We start from the raw sequence: 16,014 nt of genomic DNA, 5'->3' as shown, positions 1-16,014 counted from the left end.
ATGAATCCATCAGAACTGCGATTGCAGGTAGTTCTCCAACCCGATCAGCTTGATCAACCCCAACTGCTTTTCCAGCCAGTAGGTGTGGTCTTCTTCGGTGTCGTTGAGCTGGACACGCAGGATTTCGCGAGTCACATAGTCGTTGTGCTTCTCGCAGAGTTCGATGCCTTTGCACAGCGCAGCGCGGACTTTGTATTCCAGGCGCAGGTCGGCGGCGAGCATATCAGGTACGGTGGTCCCGACATCCAGGTCATCGGCACGCATGCGCGGTGTACCTTCGAGCATCAGGATGCGGCGCATCAGTGCATCGGCGTGCTGGGTCTCTTCTTCCATCTCGTGGTTGATACGTTCGTAGAGCTCGGTAAAACCCCAATCCTCGTACATCCGCGAATGGATGAAATATTGATCACGGGCTGCCAGCTCGCCGGTCAGCAACGTGTTGAGGTAATCGATTACGTCTGGGTGACCTTGCATCGCCCTACATCTCCACAAGCTTTTAAAGGTTGTAGTTTGAACCAAGCTGACCGCAAGGTCACTGCCTCAACGCAATAAAAGCGAAGAAAATCTGTGAAAACCAAGCTAAATAACGCAAAAACCGCCCTAATGAGGGCGGTTCTGCTTCTCGTTTAGACTTAGTTAAGCGCTACGCCCAACGCCTTCGCGATGCCTTCTCCATAAGCAGTATCTGCTTTGTAGAAATGCTGCAGTTGACGGTCCACTACGTCCGCCGAGACACCGCCCATCGCGCCAGCGATATTGTTGATCAGCAGGGCTTTCTGCTCATCGTTCATCAAGCGGAACAGCGCACCGGCATGGCTGTAGTAGTCGGTGTCTTCGCGATGATCATAACGATCCGCCGCGCCACTGAGGGCCAGCGCCGGCTCCGCGTAACGCGGGGCCTGCTTCGGCGCCTCTACATAGCTGTTGGGCTCGTAGTTCGGTGCCGCCCCGCCATTGCTGCCAAACGCCATGGCGCCGTCGCGCTGGTAGGTGTTGACCGGACTACGTGGCGCATTCACCGGCAATTGCTGGTGATTGGTGCCCACACGGTAGCGGTGGGCATCGGCGTAGGCGAAGACACGGCCCTGCAGCATGCGATCCGGCGAGAGGCCAACCCCTGGCACCATGTTGCTCGGGCCAAATGCCGCCTGCTCGACTTCAGCGAAGTAGTTCAGCGGGTTGCGGTTGAGTTCGAGTTCGCCGACTTCGATCAACGGGAATTCTTTCTGCGACCAGGTCTTGGTCACGTCGAACGGGTTCTCGTAATGCGCCGCGGCCTGGCCCTCGCTCATGATCTGGATGCAAACGCGCCATTTCGGGAAGTCACCGCGCTCGATGGCCTCGAACAGGTCACGCTGGGCGTAATCCGGGTCGGTGCCCGCCAGGCGTGCCGCTTCTGCCGGCGCGAGGTTCTTGATGCCTTGCAAGGTCTTGTAGTGCCACTTCACCCAGTGCCGCTCACCTTGTGCATTGATCAGGCTGTAGGTATGGCTGCCGAAGCCGTGCATGTGACGGTAGCCATCCGGAATGCCGCGGTCGGAAAACAGGATGGTGACCTGGTGCAGCGCCTCAGGCGAATGCGACCAGAAATCCCACATCGCCTGGGCACTTTTCAGGTTGCTTTGCGGCAGACGCTTCTGGGTGTGGATGAAATCTGGAAACTTCAATGGATCACGGATGAAGAATACCGGCGTGTTGTTGCCGACGATGTCCCAGTTGCCTTCCTCGGTATAGAACTTCAAGGCGAAACCGCGCGGATCGCGTTCAGTGTCGGCCGAACCACGCTCGCCACCCACGGTGGAAAACCGCAGGAAGGTGGGCGTCTGCTTGCCGATCGACTCGAACAGCTTGGCGCTGGTGTATTGGGTGATGTCCTGGGTGACGGTAAAGGTGCCGTAGGCGCCCGACCCTTTGGCATGCACACGACGCTCGGGGATGTTCTCGCGGTTAAAGTGAGCAAGCTTCTCGATCAAATGAAAGTCGTCGAGCAGCAGCGGGCCGCGCGGACCGGCGGAGCGAGAGTTCTGGTTATCGGCGACTGGAGCGCCGCTGGCGGTCGTAAGCGTTTTGATCTGGCTCATGCTCAATCTTCCTAGGTCGGTCTTCGAACTGCCGGCTAATCGGCTGGAAAGGAGTATCGATCATGTTAGTGACAGTATCCAAATTCATTAAATCATGGACATCGATAGTCATTATCTAAGACTGACCACTTGCCGATAGCCAAGCCAGGCGAAACGGCCTACCGGCTTTTCTTCAAGCAACAAAAAACCGGGCACAAGGCCCGGTTTTTTGTATGTTGCCGACTTACTCAGCGGATACAGCTTCACCGCTGGTAGCACGATCAACCAACTCGACGTACGCCATAGGCGCGTTGTCGCCAGCGCGGAAACCGCACTTGAGGATGCGCAGGTAGCCACCCTCACGGGTAGCGTAACGCTTGCCCAGGTCGTTGAAGAGCTTACCAACGATAGCTTTCGAGCGAGTACGGTCGAAAGCCAGACGGCGGTTAGCCAGGCTATCTGTCTTGGCCAGAGTGATCAGCGGCTCAGCAACGCGGCGCAGTTCTTTGGCTTTCGGCAGTGTAGTTTTGATCAGCTCGTGCTCGAACAGCGACACCGCCATGTTTTGGAACATGGCCTTGCGGTGCGAGCTGGTGCGGCTCAGGTGACGACCACTTTTACGATGACGCATGGTTCATTCCTTACCAAACACAACGTTCGGTGATTACGACGATCAGGCAGTCGCCTTGTCGTCCTTCTTAAGACTTGCAGGCGGCCAGTTGTCGAGGCGCATGCCGAGGGACAGACCGCGGGAGGCCAGAACGTCCTTGATTTCAGTCAAGGATTTCTTGCCAAGGTTCGGAGTCTTCAACAGCTCTACTTCGGTACGCTGAATCAGGTCGCCGATGTAGTAGATGTTTTCCGCCTTAAGGCAGTTAGCCGAACGTACAGTCAGTTCCAGATCGTCAACCGGGCGAAGCAGGATCGGATCGATCTCGTCTTCCTGCTCGACAACCACTGGCTCACTGTCACCCTTGAGGTCGACGAACGCAGCCAACTGCTGTTGCAGGATGGTTGCAGCGCGGCGGATAGCCTCTTCAGGATCCAGGGTACCGTTGGTTTCCAGATCAATAACCAGCTTGTCCAGGTTGGTACGCTGTTCGACACGGGCGTTTTCCACCACGTATGCGATACGGCGAACCGGGCTGAACGAAGAGTCAAGCTGCAAGCGACCGATGCTGCGGCTTTCGTCTTCATCGCTCTGACGCGAGTCTGCCGGTTCATAACCACGACCACGAGCTACGGTGAGCTTCATGTTCAGGGCGCCGTTAGACGCCAGGTTAGCGATTACGTGATCGGGGTTAACGATCTCGACATCATGATCCAGCTGAATATCGGCAGCGGTAACCACCCCCGAACCCTTCTTCGACAAGGTCAGCGTAACTTCGTCACGACCGTGCAGCTTGATAGCCAGACCTTTAAGGTTCAACAGGATTTCAATTACGTCTTCCTGTACACCTTCGATGGCGCTGTACTCGTGGAGCACACCGTCAATCTCGGCCTCGACTACTGCACAGCCGGGCATTGAGGACAACAGGATGCGGCGCAGCGCGTTGCCCAGGGTGTGGCCGAAACCACGCTCGAGAGGCTCGAGCGTGATCTTGGCGCGGGTTGGACTGACAACCTGCACATCAATATGGCGGGGTGTCAGGAACTCATTTACCGAAATCTGCATGGATGCACCTATTTTCTAGCCCTTACTTGGAGTAGAGCTCGACAATCAGGCTTTCGTTGATGTCGGCGGACAGATCACTGCGAGCAGGAACGTTCTTGAAAACGCCCGACTTCTTCTCAGTGTCTACTTCTACCCATTCTACGCGGCCACGTTGGGCACACAGATCGAGAGCTTGGACAATGCGAAGTTGGTTCTTTGCTTTCTCGCGAACAGCAACCACGTCACCAGCACGAACCTGGTAGGACGGAACGTTTACGGTCTGACCGTTAACGCTGATCGACTTGTGCGATACCAGCTGACGGGATTCGGCACGAGTAGAACCGAAACCCATACGGTATACAACGTTGTCCAGACGGCATTCGAGCAGTTGCAACAGGTTTTCGCCGGTTGCGCCTTTCTTGCCAGCTGCTTCTTTGTAGTAGCCGCTGAATTGACGCTCGAGAACGCCGTAGATACGACGGACCTTCTGCTTTTCACGCAGTTGGGTGCCGTAGTCGGACTGGCGACCGCGGCGTTGGCCGTGGATACCAGGTGCTGCTTCAATGTTGCACTTCGATTCGATCGCGCGCACGCCGCTCTTCAGAAAAAGATCGGTGCCTTCGCGACGAGCGAGTTTGCATTTTGGACCAATGTAACGAGCCATTCTTTACAATCTCCTGGATTACACGCGGCGCTTCTTCGGCGGACGGCACCCGTTGTGCGGGATTGGCGTCACGTCGGTGATGCTGGCGATCTTGTAGCCACAGCCGTTCAAAGCGCGGACTGCGGATTCACGACCTGGACCTGGACCCTTGACGTTGACGTCGAGGTTTTTCAGGCCGTATTCCAGCGCAGCTTGACCAGCACGCTCAGCAGCTACTTGAGCAGCGAACGGGGTGGACTTGCGGGAACCGCGGAAACCCGAACCACCGGAGGTAGCCCAGGAAAGAGCGTTACCTTGACGGTCGGTAATGGTCACGATGGTGTTGTTAAAAGAAGCATGGATGTGGGCGATGCCATCAACCACTGTCTTTTTAACTTTTTTACGAGGACGAGCAGCAGGTTTTGCCATGATTAAATTCCTGTCGATTCGCTGGGGCGATTACTTGCGGATCGGCTTACGCGGACCTTTACGGGTACGCGCGTTGGTCTTGGTACGCTGACCGCGTACTGGCAGACCACGACGATGACGCAGACCGCGATAGCAACCGAGGTCCATCAAGCGCTTGATTTTCATGTTGATTTCGCGACGCAGGTCACCTTCAGTGGTGAACTTCGCCACTTCGCCACGCAGCTGTTCGATCTGCTCGTCGCTCAGATCTTTGATCTTTGCCGCTGGGTTGACCCCAGCCACTGCACAAATTTTCTGCGCAGTAGTGCGACCAACACCATAGATGTAGGTCAGCGAGATAACAGTATGCTTGTTATCTGGAATGTTGACGCCTGCAATACGGGCCATTCAGTGGGACTCCAATTGACAGCTACCTACGCCCCGGAAGCCAAGAAATAGGGCGCGAGATAATATCGCTGTAATAACAAATAATCAACCCGGCAGCGCACTAGCTGCCGGGCTTAAAGCACAATCACACTCAGCCTTGGCGCTGTTTGTGACGCGGTTCCGCGCTGCAAATTACCCGAACAACACCTTCGCGGCGAATAATCTTGCAGTTACGGCACAGCTTTTTCACCGATGCACGAACTTTCATCACCAACTCCTCGAACCTTATGGACGCTACTCAGCGCAACATGCCGCTGCCGTAGCCCTTCAGGTTGGCTTTCTTCATCAGGGATTCGTACTGGTGCGAAACGAGGTGCGATTGTACTTGGGACATGAAGTCCATCACAACCACGACCACGATCAGCAACGAGGTCCCGCCAAGGTAGAACGGTACGTTTGCCGCAACCACCAGGAACTGGGGAAGCAAGCAGACGGCCGTCATGTAAAGAGCACCGAACAAGGTCAAACGAGTCAGAACGCCATCAATGTAGCGCGCCGACTGCTCACCTGGACGGATGCCCGGAATAAAGGCACCGGACTTCTTCAGGTTTTCCGCTACGTCTTTCGGATTGAACATCAACGCCGTATAGAAGAAGCAGAAGAAAATAATCCCTGCACTAAACAGCAGAATATTCAACGGCTGACCAGGAGCGATCGACTGCGAGATGTCCTGCAACCAGCCCATACCTTCAGACTGGCCGAACCAGGCACCCAACGAAGCCGGGAACAGCAAGATGCTGCTCGCGAAAATAGCCGGGATAACGCCGGCCATGTTCACCTTCAACGGCAAGTGGCTGGTCTGCGCAGCAAACACCTTGCGGCCCTGCTGACGCTTGGCGTAGTGAACAGCAATACGACGCTGGCCACGCTCAATGAACACCACGAAACCGATAATCGCTACTGCCAGCAAACCGATGGCAACCAGGGCGAAGATGTTGATATCACCCTGACGCGCAGACTCGAAAGACTGCCCAATCGCTCTCGGAAGACCGGCGACGATACCTGCGAAGATCAACATCGAGATACCGTTGCCAACACCACGCTCAGTAATCTGCTCACCCAGCCACATCATGAACATCGCGCCCGCCACAAAAGTGGTTACCGCAACGAAATGGAAGCCAAAGTCACCAGTGAACGCTACGCCCTGCCCCGCCAAGCCGATGGACATGCCAACGGCCTGGACGAGAGCGAGGACGACAGTGAGGTAGCGGGTGTACTGGCTGATCTTGCGACGGCCAGCTTCACCTTCCTTCTTCAACTGCTCCAGCTGCGGGCTGACAGCGGACATCAGCTGCATGATGATCGATGCCGAGATGTACGGCATGATCCCCAGTGCAAAGATGCTCATCCGCTCCAGCGCGCCGCCGGAAAACATGTTGAACAAGCTAAGAATGGTCCCCTCATTCTGTCGAAACAGGTCCGCGAGTCGGTCCGGGTTGATACCTGGAACCGGGATGTGTGCGCCTATTCGGTAGACGATAATCGCCAGGAACAGAAAACGCAGACGAGCCCAGAGTTCAGACATACCGCCTTTGCCGAGCGCAGAGAGAGCACCTTGCTTAGCCATTTATTCCTCGAACTTGCCGCCAGCTGCTTCGATAGCCGCACGCGCACCTTTGGTGGCGCCGATTCCCTTTCCGATGGTGACAGCACGAGCAACTTCGCCCGACAGCATGATTTTCACACGCTGAACGTTCTGATTGATCACGTTGGCATCCTTCAGGGACTGCACGGTGACGATGTCGCCGTCCACTTTGGCCAGCTCGGACAGACGCACTTCTGCGCGGTCCATGGCTTTCAGGGAAACGAAACCGAACTTCGGCAGACGACGATGCAGCGGCTGTTGACCGCCTTCAAAGCCTGGAGCAATGGTGCCACCGGAGCGGGAGGTCTGACCTTTGTGGCCACGGCCACCGGTCTTGCCCAAACCACTACCGATACCACGGCCCGGACGATGCTTTTCGCGACGGGAACCCGGCGCTGGACTCAGATCATTGAGTTTCATCGATTAACCCTCGACACGCAGCATGTAGTAAGCCTTGTTGATCATCCCGCGATTCTCGGGAGTATCCAGGACTTCTACAGTGTGACCGATGCGACGCAGACCCAAACCCTTAACACACAGTCTGTGGTTAGGGATGCGGCCGGTCATGCTTTTGATCAGCGTAACTTTTACGGTAGCCATGATCAGAAGATCTCCTTGACGCTTTTGCCACGCTTGGCGGCAATGGATTCAGGAGACTGCATTGCTTTCAAACCCTTGAAAGTGGCGTGAACCACGTTTACAGGGTTAGTCGAGCCGTAGCACTTGGCCAGAACGTTCTGAACGCCAGCAACTTCGAGGACAGCACGCATAGCGCCGCCAGCGATGATACCGGTACCTTCAGAAGCAGGCTGCATGTACACCTTCGAAGCGCCATGGGCGGACTTCATTGCGTACTGCAGAGTGGTGCCGTTCAGATCAACCTGGATCATGTTGCGGCGAGCAGCTTCCATTGCCTTCTGGATCGCAGCAGGCACTTCACGCGACTTGCCACGGCCGAAGCCAACACGGCCTTTACCATCACCCACTACGGTCAACGCAGTGAAAGTGAAGATACGGCCGCCTTTAACGGTTTTGGCTACGCGGTTAACTTGAACCAGCTTCTCGATGTAGCCTTCGTCGCGCTTTTGGTCGTTATTTGACATAACTTAGAACTCCAGCCCAGCTTCACGAGCAGCATCAGCCAGCGCCTTGACGCGGCCGTGGTACTTGAAGCCAGAGCGGTCGAAAGCCACCTGCGAGACGCCAGCGGCTTTAGCACGCGTAGCGACCAGCTGGCCAACCTTAGTGGCCGCGTCGATGTTGCCAGTGGCGCCATCACGCAGTTCTTTATCCAAAGTCGAGGCACTTGCCAGGACTTTGTTGCCGTCGGCCGAAATGACCTGGGCGTAGATGTGCTGCGACGAGCGGAACACGCAGAGACGCACGACTTCGAGTTCGTGCATTTTCAGGCGTGCTTTGCGAGCGCGACGCAGTCGAGTAACTTTTTTGTCGGTCATTTGCTATGCCCTACTTCTTCTTGGCTTCTTTACGACGGACGACTTCGTCCGCGTAGCGCACACCTTTGCCTTTGTACGGCTCTGGTGGACGGAAGTCGCGGATCTCGGCGGCCACTTGACCTACCAGCTGCTTGTCGATGCCCTTGATCAGGATATCGGTCTGGCTAGGAGTCTCAGCGGTGATGCCTTCCGGCAGTTCATAATCCACTGGATGCGAGAAGCCAAGAGCCAGGTTCAGCACTGTGCCTTTTGCTTGCGCTTTGTAACCAACACCGACCAGCTGGAGCTTGCGCTCGAAGCCTTGGCTTACGCCTTGGACCATGTTGTTTACCAACGCACGAGTGGTACCAGCCATTGCGCGAGTCTGTTGATCGCCATTGCGAGCAGCGAAACGCAGCTCACCAGCTTCTTCAACGATCTCGACGGACGAATGGATGTTCAGTTGCAGAGTGCCCTTGGCACCCTTCACCGAAAGCTGTTGGCCTGCGAATTTGACTTCGACACCGGCTGGCAGCTTAACGGGGTTCTTAGCGACGCGTGACATGCTTATCCCCCCTTAGAACACAGTGCAAAGAACTTCGCCGCCGACACCGGCAGCGCGCGCAGCACGATCCGTCATCACACCCTTGTTGGTGGAGACGATAGACACACCGAGACCGCCACGAACTTTTGGCAGATCATCGACGGACTTGTACTGACGCAGGCCTGGACGGCTAACGCGCTTCACTTCCTCGATGACCGGACGGCCTTCGAAGTACTTCAGCTCGATGGACAGCAGAGGCTTGATTTCGCTGCTGATCTGATAACCCGCAATGTAACCTTCGTCCTTCAGGACTTTGGCAACAGCTACCTTCAACGTGGAAGATGGCATGCTTACGACGGACTTTTCAGCCATCTGGGCATTACGGATACGAGTTAGCATGTCCGCTAACGGGTCCTGCATACTCATGGGCTAGACGCTCCTAATACACAAAAAATTAGCCTTTCGGCTAGTACGTGTCGCCGAGCGCATCCGCGCAATAAAAACACGGGCTCAGGCGAGCCGGGTATTCTAGACACACCCCACAAATGAATCAAGCCCCAATAGGGGCTTGATTCAAGTTCAAGGTCACCGGCGGTCAGGATCTTGCGACCTCGAACGCCGTGACTTTGACAGTGCTTACCAGCTGGCTTTAACCAGACCTGGAACGTCACCACGCATTGCAGCTTGACGCAACATGTTACGGCCAAGGCCGAACTTGCGGTACACGCCGTGCGGACGACCAGTCAGGCGGCAGCGGTTACGCATGCGCGAGGCGCTTGCGTCACGCGGCTGCTTCTGCAGGGCTACGGTAGCTTCCCAACGCGCTTCCGGACTTGCGTTCAGATCAACGATGATAGCTTTCAGCGCTGCACGCTTGGTGGCGTACTTGGCAACGGTGAGCTGACGCTTCAGCTCACGGTTCTTCATGCTCTTCTTGGCCATTTTCCTACTCCAATCAGTTGCGGAACGGGAATTTGAAAGCGCGCAGCAGTGCGCGACCTTCATCATCCGTCCGAGCAGTGGTGGTCAGGGTAATGTCCAGACCGCGGAGAGCGTCGATCTTGTCGTAATCGATTTCCGGGAAAATGATCTGCTCTTTAACGCCCATGCTGTAGTTGCCACGACCATCGAAGGACTTGGCATTCAGGCCGCGGAAGTCGCGAACCCGAGGCAGGGAGATCGACAGCAGACGATCCAGGAACTCGTACATACGCTCACGGCGCAGGGTCACTTTGACGCCGATCGGCCAACCTTCACGGACTTTAAAGCCAGCGATGGATTTCCGAGCGTAAGTCACGACGACTTTCTGACCGGTGATCTTTTCCAGGTCAGCAACAGCGTGCTCGATGACTTTTTTGTCGCCGATCGCTTCGCCCAGACCCATGTTCAGGGTGATTTTGGTAACGCGCGGAACTTCCATCACGTTCGAAAGCTTAAGTTCTTCCTTAAGTTTCGGTGCGATTTCCTTCCGGTAAATCTCTTTTAGTCGTGCCATGGTCTTCTACCTAGCAGTGTTCAAGCATCAACCGCTTTTTGGGTCGACTTGAAGACACGAATTTTCTTACCGTCTTCTACTTTGAAACCAACGCGGTCAGCCTTGTTGGTTTCGCCGTTGAAGATGGCGACGTTGGAAGCGTGCAGTGGCGCTTCTTTCTCGACGATACCGCCCTGTACGCCCGACATCGGGTTAGGCTTGGTATGACGCTTGACCAGGTTCAGACCACCCACAACCAAACGGTTGTCAGCAAGAACCTTCAGCACCTTACCGCGCTTACCTTTGTCTTTGCCGGCGATCACGATGATCTCGTCGTCACGACGAATCTTTTGCATGTCGGATCTCCTTACAGCACTTCTGGGGCGAGCGAGACGATCTTCATGAACTTCTCAGTACGAAGTTCACGGGTCACTGGCCCAAAGATACGGGTGCCGATCGGCTCTTGCTTGTTGTTCAACAGAACAGCAGCGTTGCCATCAAAGCGGATGATGGAGCCGTCAGCACGACGAACGCCATGGCGAGTGCGGACTACAACAGCAGTCATCACTTGGCCTTTTTTCACCTTACCGCGAGGAATTGCTTCCTTGACGGTAACTTTGATGATGTCACCGATACCAGCGTAACGACGATGGGAGCCACCCAGCACCTTGATGCACATAACACGGCGAGCGCCGCTGTTATCGGCCACATCGAGCATGGATTGAGTCTGAATCATATAATTTCTCCGACCCCTAGTCCTTAGACTTCCACAGCGCGTTCGAGAACATCAACCAGCGCCCAAGACTTGGTCTTGGCCAAAGGACGAGTTTCACGAATAGTGACTTTGTCGCCGATGTGGCACTGATTGGTTTCGTCGTGCGCGTGCAGCTTAGTCGAACGCTTAACGTATTTACCGTAGATCGGGTGCTTAACGCGACGCTCGATCAGAACGGTGATGGTTTTGTCCATCTTGTCGCTGACAACACGGCCAGTCAGCGTACGGACAGTTTTTTCGGCTTCAGCCATGATTACTTACCTGCCTGCTGGTTGAGCACAGTTTTCACGCGAGCGATGTCACGCTTAACTTGCGAGAGCAGATGAGACTGCCCCAACTGGCCAGTTGCTTTCTGCATACGCAGATTGAACTGGTCGCGCAGCAGGCCGAGCAGTTGCTCGTTCAGCTGCTGTGCTGATTTTTCACGAAGTTCATTCGCTTTCATCACATCACCGTCCGTTTAACAAAGGAGGTGGCGAGCGGCAGCTTTGCAGCAGCCAGGGCGAAAGCCTCACGCGCCAGCTCTTCAGAAACACCCTCGATCTCATACAGGACTTTGCCTGGCTGAATCTGGGCAACCCAGTACTCCACGTTACCCTTACCTTTACCCATCCGAACTTCGAGTGGCTTCTTGGTGACAGGCTTGTCCGGGAATACACGGATCCAGATCTTGCCGCCACGTTTTACGTGACGGGTCAGAGCACGACGCGCTGACTCGATCTGACGAGCGGTGAGACGACCACGAGCAACAGACTTCAGCGCGAACTCGCCGAAGCTGACTTTGCTACCGCGCAATGCCAGGCCACGGTTGTGACCGGTCATCTGCTTGCGGAACTTCGTACGCTTTGGTTGCAACATTTGGCGTACCCCTTACTTAGCAGCTTTTTTACGAGGCGCTGGTGCTTGTGGTTTCAGTTCTTCTTGGCGACCACCAATTACTTCGCCTTTGAAGATCCAAACCTTTACACCGATCACACCGTAAGTGGTGTGAGCTTCGTAGTTGGCATAGTCGATGTCGGCACGCAGGGTGTGCAGTGGCACACGACCTTCGCGATACCATTCAGTACGTGCGATTTCAGCACCGCCGAGACGACCGCTCACTTGGATTTTGATGCCTTTGGCACCAATGCGCATTGCGTTCTGTACAGCGCGCTTCATAGCGCGACGGAACATGACGCGACGCTCCAGCTGCTGAGCTACGCTCTGCGCAACCAGCATACCGTCGAGCTCCGGCTTGCGGATCTCTTCGATATTGATGTGCACAGGCACACCCATTTGCTTGGTCAGGTCCTGACGCAGTTTCTCAACATCTTCACCTTTCTTCCCGATAACGATACCTGGACGAGCGGTGTGGATGGTGATACGTGCAGTCTGCGCCGGACGATGGATATCGATACGGCTTACGGACGCGCTTTTTAGTTTGTCTTGGAGATACTCACGCACCTTCAGATCAGCGAACAAGTAGTCCGCATAAGTCCGACCGTCTGCGTACCAGACGGAGGTGTGCTCCTTGACGATTCCCAGGCGAATGCCAATGGGATGTACTTTCTGACCCATCTCTTCGACTCCGTTACTTGTCAGCAACCTTGACAGTGATATGGCAAGACCGCTTGACGATGCGATCAGCACGGCCTTTGGCACGTGGCATGATGCGCTTCAGCGAACGCCCTTCGTTGACGAAAACGGTGCTGACCTTCAGGTCATCAACGTCTGCGCCTTCGTTATGCTCGGCGTTGGCTACGGCCGACTCCAGCACTTTCTTCATGATCTCGGCGGCTTTCTTACTGCTGAAAGCCAACAGGTTGAGCGCTTCGCCCACCTTCTTCCCGCGGATCTGGTCGGCGACCAAGCGGGCTTTCTGGGCGGAGATTCGAGCGCCCGACAACTTAGCGGCTACTTCCATTTCCTAACCCCTTAACGCTTGGCTTTCTTGTCTGCCACGTGCCCACGATAAGTGCGGGTACCGGCGAACTCGCCCAGTTTGTGGCCGACCATGTCTTCGTTAACGAGAACTGGGACGTGTTGACGACCGTTGTGTACTGCGATGGTCAGACCGACCATTTGTGGCAGGATCATCGAACGACGCGACCAGGTCTTAACTGGTTTGCGATCGTTCTTTTCCGCCGCCACTTCGATCTTCTTCAGTAGGTGAAGATCAATAAAAGGACCTTTTTTCAGAGAACGTGGCACTGTCGTATCCCTCTATTTACTTGCGACGACGGACGATCATTTTGTCGGTACGCTTATTACCACGAGTCTTCGCGCCCTTAGTCGGGAAGCCCCATGGCGATACCGGATGACGACCACCAGAGGTACGACCTTCACCACCACCATGTGGGTGGTCAACCGGGTTCATGGCAACACCACGAACGGTTGGGCGAACGCCACGCCAGCGCTTGGCACCAGCTTTACCCAACGAACGCAGGCTGTGCTCGGAGTTCGAGACTTCGCCCAGGGTCGCACGGCACTCAGCCAGTACTTTACGCATCTCACCAGAACGCAGACGCAGGGTCACGTAGACACCTTCACGAGCGATCAGCTGAGCCGAAGCACCAGCGGAACGAGCGATCTGTGCGCCTTTACCTGGCTTCAATTCGATGCCGTGTACGGTGCTACCAACTGGAATGTTACGCAGTTGCAGAGCGTTGCCCGGCTTGATCGGTGCCAGGGCACCTGCGATCAGCTGGTCGCCAGCGCTCACGCCTTTAGGGGCGATGATGTAGCGACGCTCGCCATCTGCGTACAGCAGCAGAGCGATGTGAGCAGTACGGTTTGGATCGTATTCGATACGCTCGACGGTGGCAGCGATGCCATCCTTGTCGTTGCGACGGAAGTCGACCAGACGATAATGCTGCTTATGACCACCACCGATGTGACGAGTGGTAATACGGCCATTGTTGTTACGACCACCAGACTTCGATTTTTTCTCGAGCAGCGGTGCGTGAGGAGCGCCTTTATGCAGCTCCTGGTTGACCACCTTGACCACAAAACGGCGGCCAGGGGAAGTCGGTTTGCATTTAACGATTGCCATGATGCACCCCTTCCTTACTCAGCACTGCTGCTGAAATCGAGATCTTGGCCTGGCTGAAGGGAGATAACTGCCTTCTTCCAGTCATTACGCTTGCCCAGACCGCGAGCAGTGCGCTTGCTTTTACCCAGTACGTTCAGGGTAGTCACGCGCTCTACTTTCACGCTGAACAGGCTTTCGACGGCCTTCTTGATTTCCAGCTTGGTTGCGTCAGTCGCAACCTTGAAAACGAACTGGCCTTTCTTGTCTGCCAGAACCGTAGCCTTCTCGGAAACGTGCGGGCCAAGCAGAACTTTAAATACGCGTTCCTGGTTCATCCCAGCAGCTCCTCGAATTTCTTCACGGCCGACACGGTGATCAACACCTTGTCGTATGCGATCAGACTGACCGGATCGGAACCTTGAACGTCACGAACATCGACGTGCGGCAGGTTGCGAGCAGCCAGGTACAGGTTCTGATCAACAGCGTCAGACACGATCAGGACGTCAGTCAGGCCCATGCCGTTCAGCTTGTTCAGCAGATCTTTGGTTTTCGGTGCTTCAACAGCGAAGTCCTGAACCACGACCAGACGATCAGTACGCACCAGCTCAGCAAGGATGGAACGCATTGCTGCGCGATACATCTTCTTGTTCAGCTTTTGGGAGTGATCCTGAGGACGAGCTGCGAAAGTGGTACCGCCGCCACGCCAGATTGGGCTACGGATAGTACCGGCACGAGCACGGCCAGTACCTTTCTGACGCCATGGGCGCTTACCGCCACCAGAAACGTCGGAACGGGTCTTTTGCTGCTTGCTACCTTGACGGCCGCCAGCCATGTAGGCCACGACTGCTTGGTGAACCAGCGTCTCGTTGAATTCGCCGCCAAATGTCAGTTCGGAAACTTCGATCGCTTGAGCGTCATTTACATTTAATTGCATGTCAGCTTCCCCTTAACCGCGAGCCTTGGCTGCTGGACGTACAACCAAGTTGCCGCCAGTAGCGCCAGGAACAGCGCCCTTGACCAACAACAGATTGCGTTCAGCGTCCACGCGCACTACTTCGAGGGACTGCACGGTCACGCGCTCAGCGCCCATATGACCGGACATTTTTTTGCCCTTGAATACACGACCAGGAGTCTGGCACTGGCCGATAGAGCCTGGAACGCGGTGGGATACGGAGTTACCGTGGGTGTTATCTTGCCCGCGGAAATTCCAACGCTTGATCGTACCCTGGAAGCCTTTACCCTTGGACTGACCGGTTACATCAACCAGTTGACCAGCGGCGAAGATTTCAGCGTTGATCAGATCGCCGGCCTGGTACTCGCCTTCTTCAAGGCGGAATTCCATTACGGTACGACCAGCGGCAACGTTCGCCTTGGCGAAGTGGCCAGCCTGAGCTGCTGTTACACGCGAAGCGCGACGCTCGCCGACAGTGACTTGCACTGCACGATAGCCATCGGTCTCTTCAGTTTTGAACTGGGTGACGCGATTCGGCTCGATCTCAATGACCGTGACCGGAATGGAGACACCTTCTTCGGTGAAAATACGGGTCATACCGCATTTACGACCGACTACACCAATAGTCATGTTGTAAACCTCATGAGTGTACGGGGCTTTCACCCGCTATGGCCGCCCATTTCAGAGCGTTACACGACTAAGACCGAGTCTTAGCCGAGGCTGATCTGCACTTCCACACCGGCCGCAAGATCAAGCTTCATAAGTGCATCAACGGTTTTATCCGTTGGCTGGACGATGTCCAGAACGCGCTTATGAGTACGGATCTCGTACTGGTCACGCGCGTCTTTGTTGACGTGCGGGGAGACCAGAACGGTGAACCGCTCTTTACGGGTAGGCAGTGGAATTGGACCACGCACTTGAGCACCAGTACGTTTCGCGGTTTCCACGATTTCCTGGGTGGATTGGTCGATCAGGCGATGGTCGAAAGCCTTCAACCTGATACGGATTTGCTGATTTTGCATTGGA

The 16,014-nt window shown here is 55.4% G+C and carries 30 protein-coding genes; all 30 read right to left on the bottom strand.

The window, feature by feature from the left end:
• Positions 1–9: 9 nt before the first annotated feature.
• Positions 10–474: a bacterioferritin gene (gene bfr / locus J3P88_RS03575; protein ID WP_186729628.1), complete on the bottom strand. Its 465-nt coding sequence runs from the start codon at positions 472–474 to the stop codon at positions 10–12.
• 158 nt (positions 475–632) lie between these two features.
• Positions 633–2,081: a catalase gene (locus J3P88_RS03570; protein WP_186707734.1), complete on the bottom strand. Its 1,449-nt coding sequence runs from the start codon at positions 2,079–2,081 to the stop codon at positions 633–635.
• Positions 2,082–2,304: 223 nt separating this feature from the next.
• Positions 2,305–2,691, bottom strand: coding sequence for a 50S ribosomal protein L17 (gene rplQ / locus J3P88_RS03565; RefSeq protein WP_003186009.1), 387 nt, complete (start codon positions 2,689–2,691; stop codon positions 2,305–2,307).
• 42 nt (positions 2,692–2,733) lie between these two features.
• The gene (locus J3P88_RS03560; protein ID WP_003186012.1) at positions 2,734–3,735 is read right to left on the bottom strand and encodes a DNA-directed RNA polymerase subunit alpha; all 1,002 of its coding nucleotides are present in this window, start codon (positions 3,733–3,735) and stop codon (positions 2,734–2,736) included.
• 22 nt (positions 3,736–3,757) lie between these two features.
• Complete coding sequence (gene rpsD, locus J3P88_RS03555; protein ID WP_003176404.1) at positions 3,758–4,378, bottom strand: 30S ribosomal protein S4; 621 nt, start codon at positions 4,376–4,378, stop codon at positions 3,758–3,760.
• 18 nt (positions 4,379–4,396) lie between these two features.
• Positions 4,397–4,786, bottom strand: coding sequence for a 30S ribosomal protein S11 (gene rpsK / locus J3P88_RS03550; RefSeq protein WP_002555466.1), 390 nt, complete (start codon positions 4,784–4,786; stop codon positions 4,397–4,399).
• Positions 4,787–4,816: 30 nt separating this feature from the next.
• On the bottom strand, positions 4,817–5,173 hold the full coding sequence (gene rpsM / locus J3P88_RS03545; RefSeq protein ID WP_003194635.1) for a 30S ribosomal protein S13: 357 nt from the start codon (positions 5,171–5,173) through the stop codon (positions 4,817–4,819).
• Between the two features lie 130 nt (positions 5,174–5,303).
• Positions 5,304–5,420, bottom strand: coding sequence for a 50S ribosomal protein L36 (gene rpmJ / locus J3P88_RS03540; protein WP_002555468.1), 117 nt, complete (start codon positions 5,418–5,420; stop codon positions 5,304–5,306).
• Positions 5,421–5,450: 30 nt separating this feature from the next.
• Complete coding sequence (gene secY / locus J3P88_RS03535; RefSeq protein ID WP_018612224.1) at positions 5,451–6,779, bottom strand: preprotein translocase subunit SecY; 1,329 nt, start codon at positions 6,777–6,779, stop codon at positions 5,451–5,453.
• Entirely contained in the window at positions 6,780–7,217 is a 438-nt protein-coding gene (rplO, locus tag J3P88_RS03530; RefSeq protein ID WP_003186032.1) for a 50S ribosomal protein L15, read from the bottom strand.
• A gap of 3 nt (positions 7,218–7,220) precedes the next feature.
• Positions 7,221–7,397, bottom strand: a complete 177-nt coding sequence (gene rpmD / locus J3P88_RS03525) for a 50S ribosomal protein L30 (RefSeq protein WP_010438202.1) — start codon at positions 7,395–7,397, stop codon at positions 7,221–7,223.
• Positions 7,398–7,399: 2 nt separating this feature from the next.
• On the bottom strand, positions 7,400–7,900 hold the full coding sequence (rpsE, locus tag J3P88_RS03520; RefSeq protein WP_003186035.1) for a 30S ribosomal protein S5: 501 nt from the start codon (positions 7,898–7,900) through the stop codon (positions 7,400–7,402).
• Positions 7,901–7,903: 3 nt separating this feature from the next.
• A complete protein-coding gene (gene rplR / locus J3P88_RS03515) occupies positions 7,904–8,254 on the bottom strand; it encodes a 50S ribosomal protein L18 (RefSeq protein WP_003186037.1) in 351 nt (116 codons plus the stop codon).
• A gap of 10 nt (positions 8,255–8,264) precedes the next feature.
• On the bottom strand, positions 8,265–8,798 hold the full coding sequence (gene rplF / locus J3P88_RS03510; RefSeq protein WP_003186039.1) for a 50S ribosomal protein L6: 534 nt from the start codon (positions 8,796–8,798) through the stop codon (positions 8,265–8,267).
• 12 nt (positions 8,799–8,810) lie between these two features.
• The gene (gene rpsH, locus J3P88_RS03505; protein WP_003186040.1) at positions 8,811–9,203 is read right to left on the bottom strand and encodes a 30S ribosomal protein S8; all 393 of its coding nucleotides are present in this window, start codon (positions 9,201–9,203) and stop codon (positions 8,811–8,813) included.
• Positions 9,204–9,413: 210 nt separating this feature from the next.
• Entirely contained in the window at positions 9,414–9,719 is a 306-nt protein-coding gene (rpsN, locus tag J3P88_RS03500) for a 30S ribosomal protein S14 (RefSeq protein ID WP_003186042.1), read from the bottom strand.
• Between the two features lie 13 nt (positions 9,720–9,732).
• Complete coding sequence (rplE, locus tag J3P88_RS03495; protein ID WP_003186044.1) at positions 9,733–10,272, bottom strand: 50S ribosomal protein L5; 540 nt, start codon at positions 10,270–10,272, stop codon at positions 9,733–9,735.
• A 20-nt stretch (positions 10,273–10,292) separates the two neighbouring features.
• Positions 10,293–10,607, bottom strand: a complete 315-nt coding sequence (gene rplX / locus J3P88_RS03490; protein WP_003186046.1) for a 50S ribosomal protein L24 — start codon at positions 10,605–10,607, stop codon at positions 10,293–10,295.
• Positions 10,608–10,618: 11 nt separating this feature from the next.
• On the bottom strand, positions 10,619–10,987 hold the full coding sequence (gene rplN / locus J3P88_RS03485; RefSeq protein ID WP_002555479.1) for a 50S ribosomal protein L14: 369 nt from the start codon (positions 10,985–10,987) through the stop codon (positions 10,619–10,621).
• A 23-nt stretch (positions 10,988–11,010) separates the two neighbouring features.
• The gene (gene rpsQ, locus J3P88_RS03480) at positions 11,011–11,277 is read right to left on the bottom strand and encodes a 30S ribosomal protein S17 (protein WP_003176419.1); all 267 of its coding nucleotides are present in this window, start codon (positions 11,275–11,277) and stop codon (positions 11,011–11,013) included.
• 2 nt (positions 11,278–11,279) lie between these two features.
• Positions 11,280–11,471, bottom strand: coding sequence for a 50S ribosomal protein L29 (gene rpmC, locus J3P88_RS03475; RefSeq protein ID WP_002555481.1), 192 nt, complete (start codon positions 11,469–11,471; stop codon positions 11,280–11,282).
• A complete protein-coding gene (rplP, locus tag J3P88_RS03470) occupies positions 11,471–11,884 on the bottom strand; it encodes a 50S ribosomal protein L16 (protein WP_003186052.1) in 414 nt (137 codons plus the stop codon). The genes rpmC and rplP overlap by 1 nt, the downstream gene beginning before the upstream one ends.
• Positions 11,885–11,896: 12 nt before the next feature.
• Entirely contained in the window at positions 11,897–12,583 is a 687-nt protein-coding gene (rpsC, locus tag J3P88_RS03465; RefSeq protein ID WP_003176422.1) for a 30S ribosomal protein S3, read from the bottom strand.
• Positions 12,584–12,596: 13 nt separating this feature from the next.
• Positions 12,597–12,929: a 50S ribosomal protein L22 gene (gene rplV, locus J3P88_RS03460; protein ID WP_003103908.1), complete on the bottom strand. Its 333-nt coding sequence runs from the start codon at positions 12,927–12,929 to the stop codon at positions 12,597–12,599.
• An 11-nt stretch (positions 12,930–12,940) separates the two neighbouring features.
• Positions 12,941–13,216 carry a 30S ribosomal protein S19 gene (gene rpsS / locus J3P88_RS03455; RefSeq protein WP_002555486.1) on the bottom strand — a complete coding sequence of 92 codons (276 nt, stop codon included), beginning with the start codon at positions 13,214–13,216 and terminating at the stop codon, positions 12,941–12,943.
• 16 nt (positions 13,217–13,232) lie between these two features.
• The gene (rplB, locus tag J3P88_RS03450; protein ID WP_003186055.1) at positions 13,233–14,057 is read right to left on the bottom strand and encodes a 50S ribosomal protein L2; all 825 of its coding nucleotides are present in this window, start codon (positions 14,055–14,057) and stop codon (positions 13,233–13,235) included.
• A 14-nt stretch (positions 14,058–14,071) separates the two neighbouring features.
• Positions 14,072–14,371 (bottom strand): 50S ribosomal protein L23, encoded by a 300-nt coding sequence (gene rplW, locus J3P88_RS03445; protein ID WP_002555488.1) that lies wholly within the window; start codon positions 14,369–14,371, stop codon positions 14,072–14,074.
• Entirely contained in the window at positions 14,368–14,970 is a 603-nt protein-coding gene (gene rplD / locus J3P88_RS03440) for a 50S ribosomal protein L4 (RefSeq protein ID WP_003186057.1), read from the bottom strand. The genes rplW and rplD overlap by 4 nt, the downstream gene beginning before the upstream one ends.
• Before the next feature lie 12 nt (positions 14,971–14,982).
• Complete coding sequence (gene rplC / locus J3P88_RS03435) at positions 14,983–15,618, bottom strand: 50S ribosomal protein L3 (RefSeq protein WP_003186059.1); 636 nt, start codon at positions 15,616–15,618, stop codon at positions 14,983–14,985.
• Between the two features lie 80 nt (positions 15,619–15,698).
• Positions 15,699–16,010: a 30S ribosomal protein S10 gene (gene rpsJ / locus J3P88_RS03430; RefSeq protein ID WP_003186070.1), complete on the bottom strand. Its 312-nt coding sequence runs from the start codon at positions 16,008–16,010 to the stop codon at positions 15,699–15,701.
• Between the last annotated feature and the right edge of the window lie 4 nt (positions 16,011–16,014).

Source organism: Pseudomonas sp. Z3-6 (assembly GCF_051131985.1).
Lineage (GTDB): Bacteria > Pseudomonadota > Gammaproteobacteria > Pseudomonadales > Pseudomonadaceae > Aquipseudomonas > Aquipseudomonas zanjanensis.
Note: the sequence above shows the minus strand (reverse complement) of the source record. Positions and strands in the feature narration are given on the sequence as shown.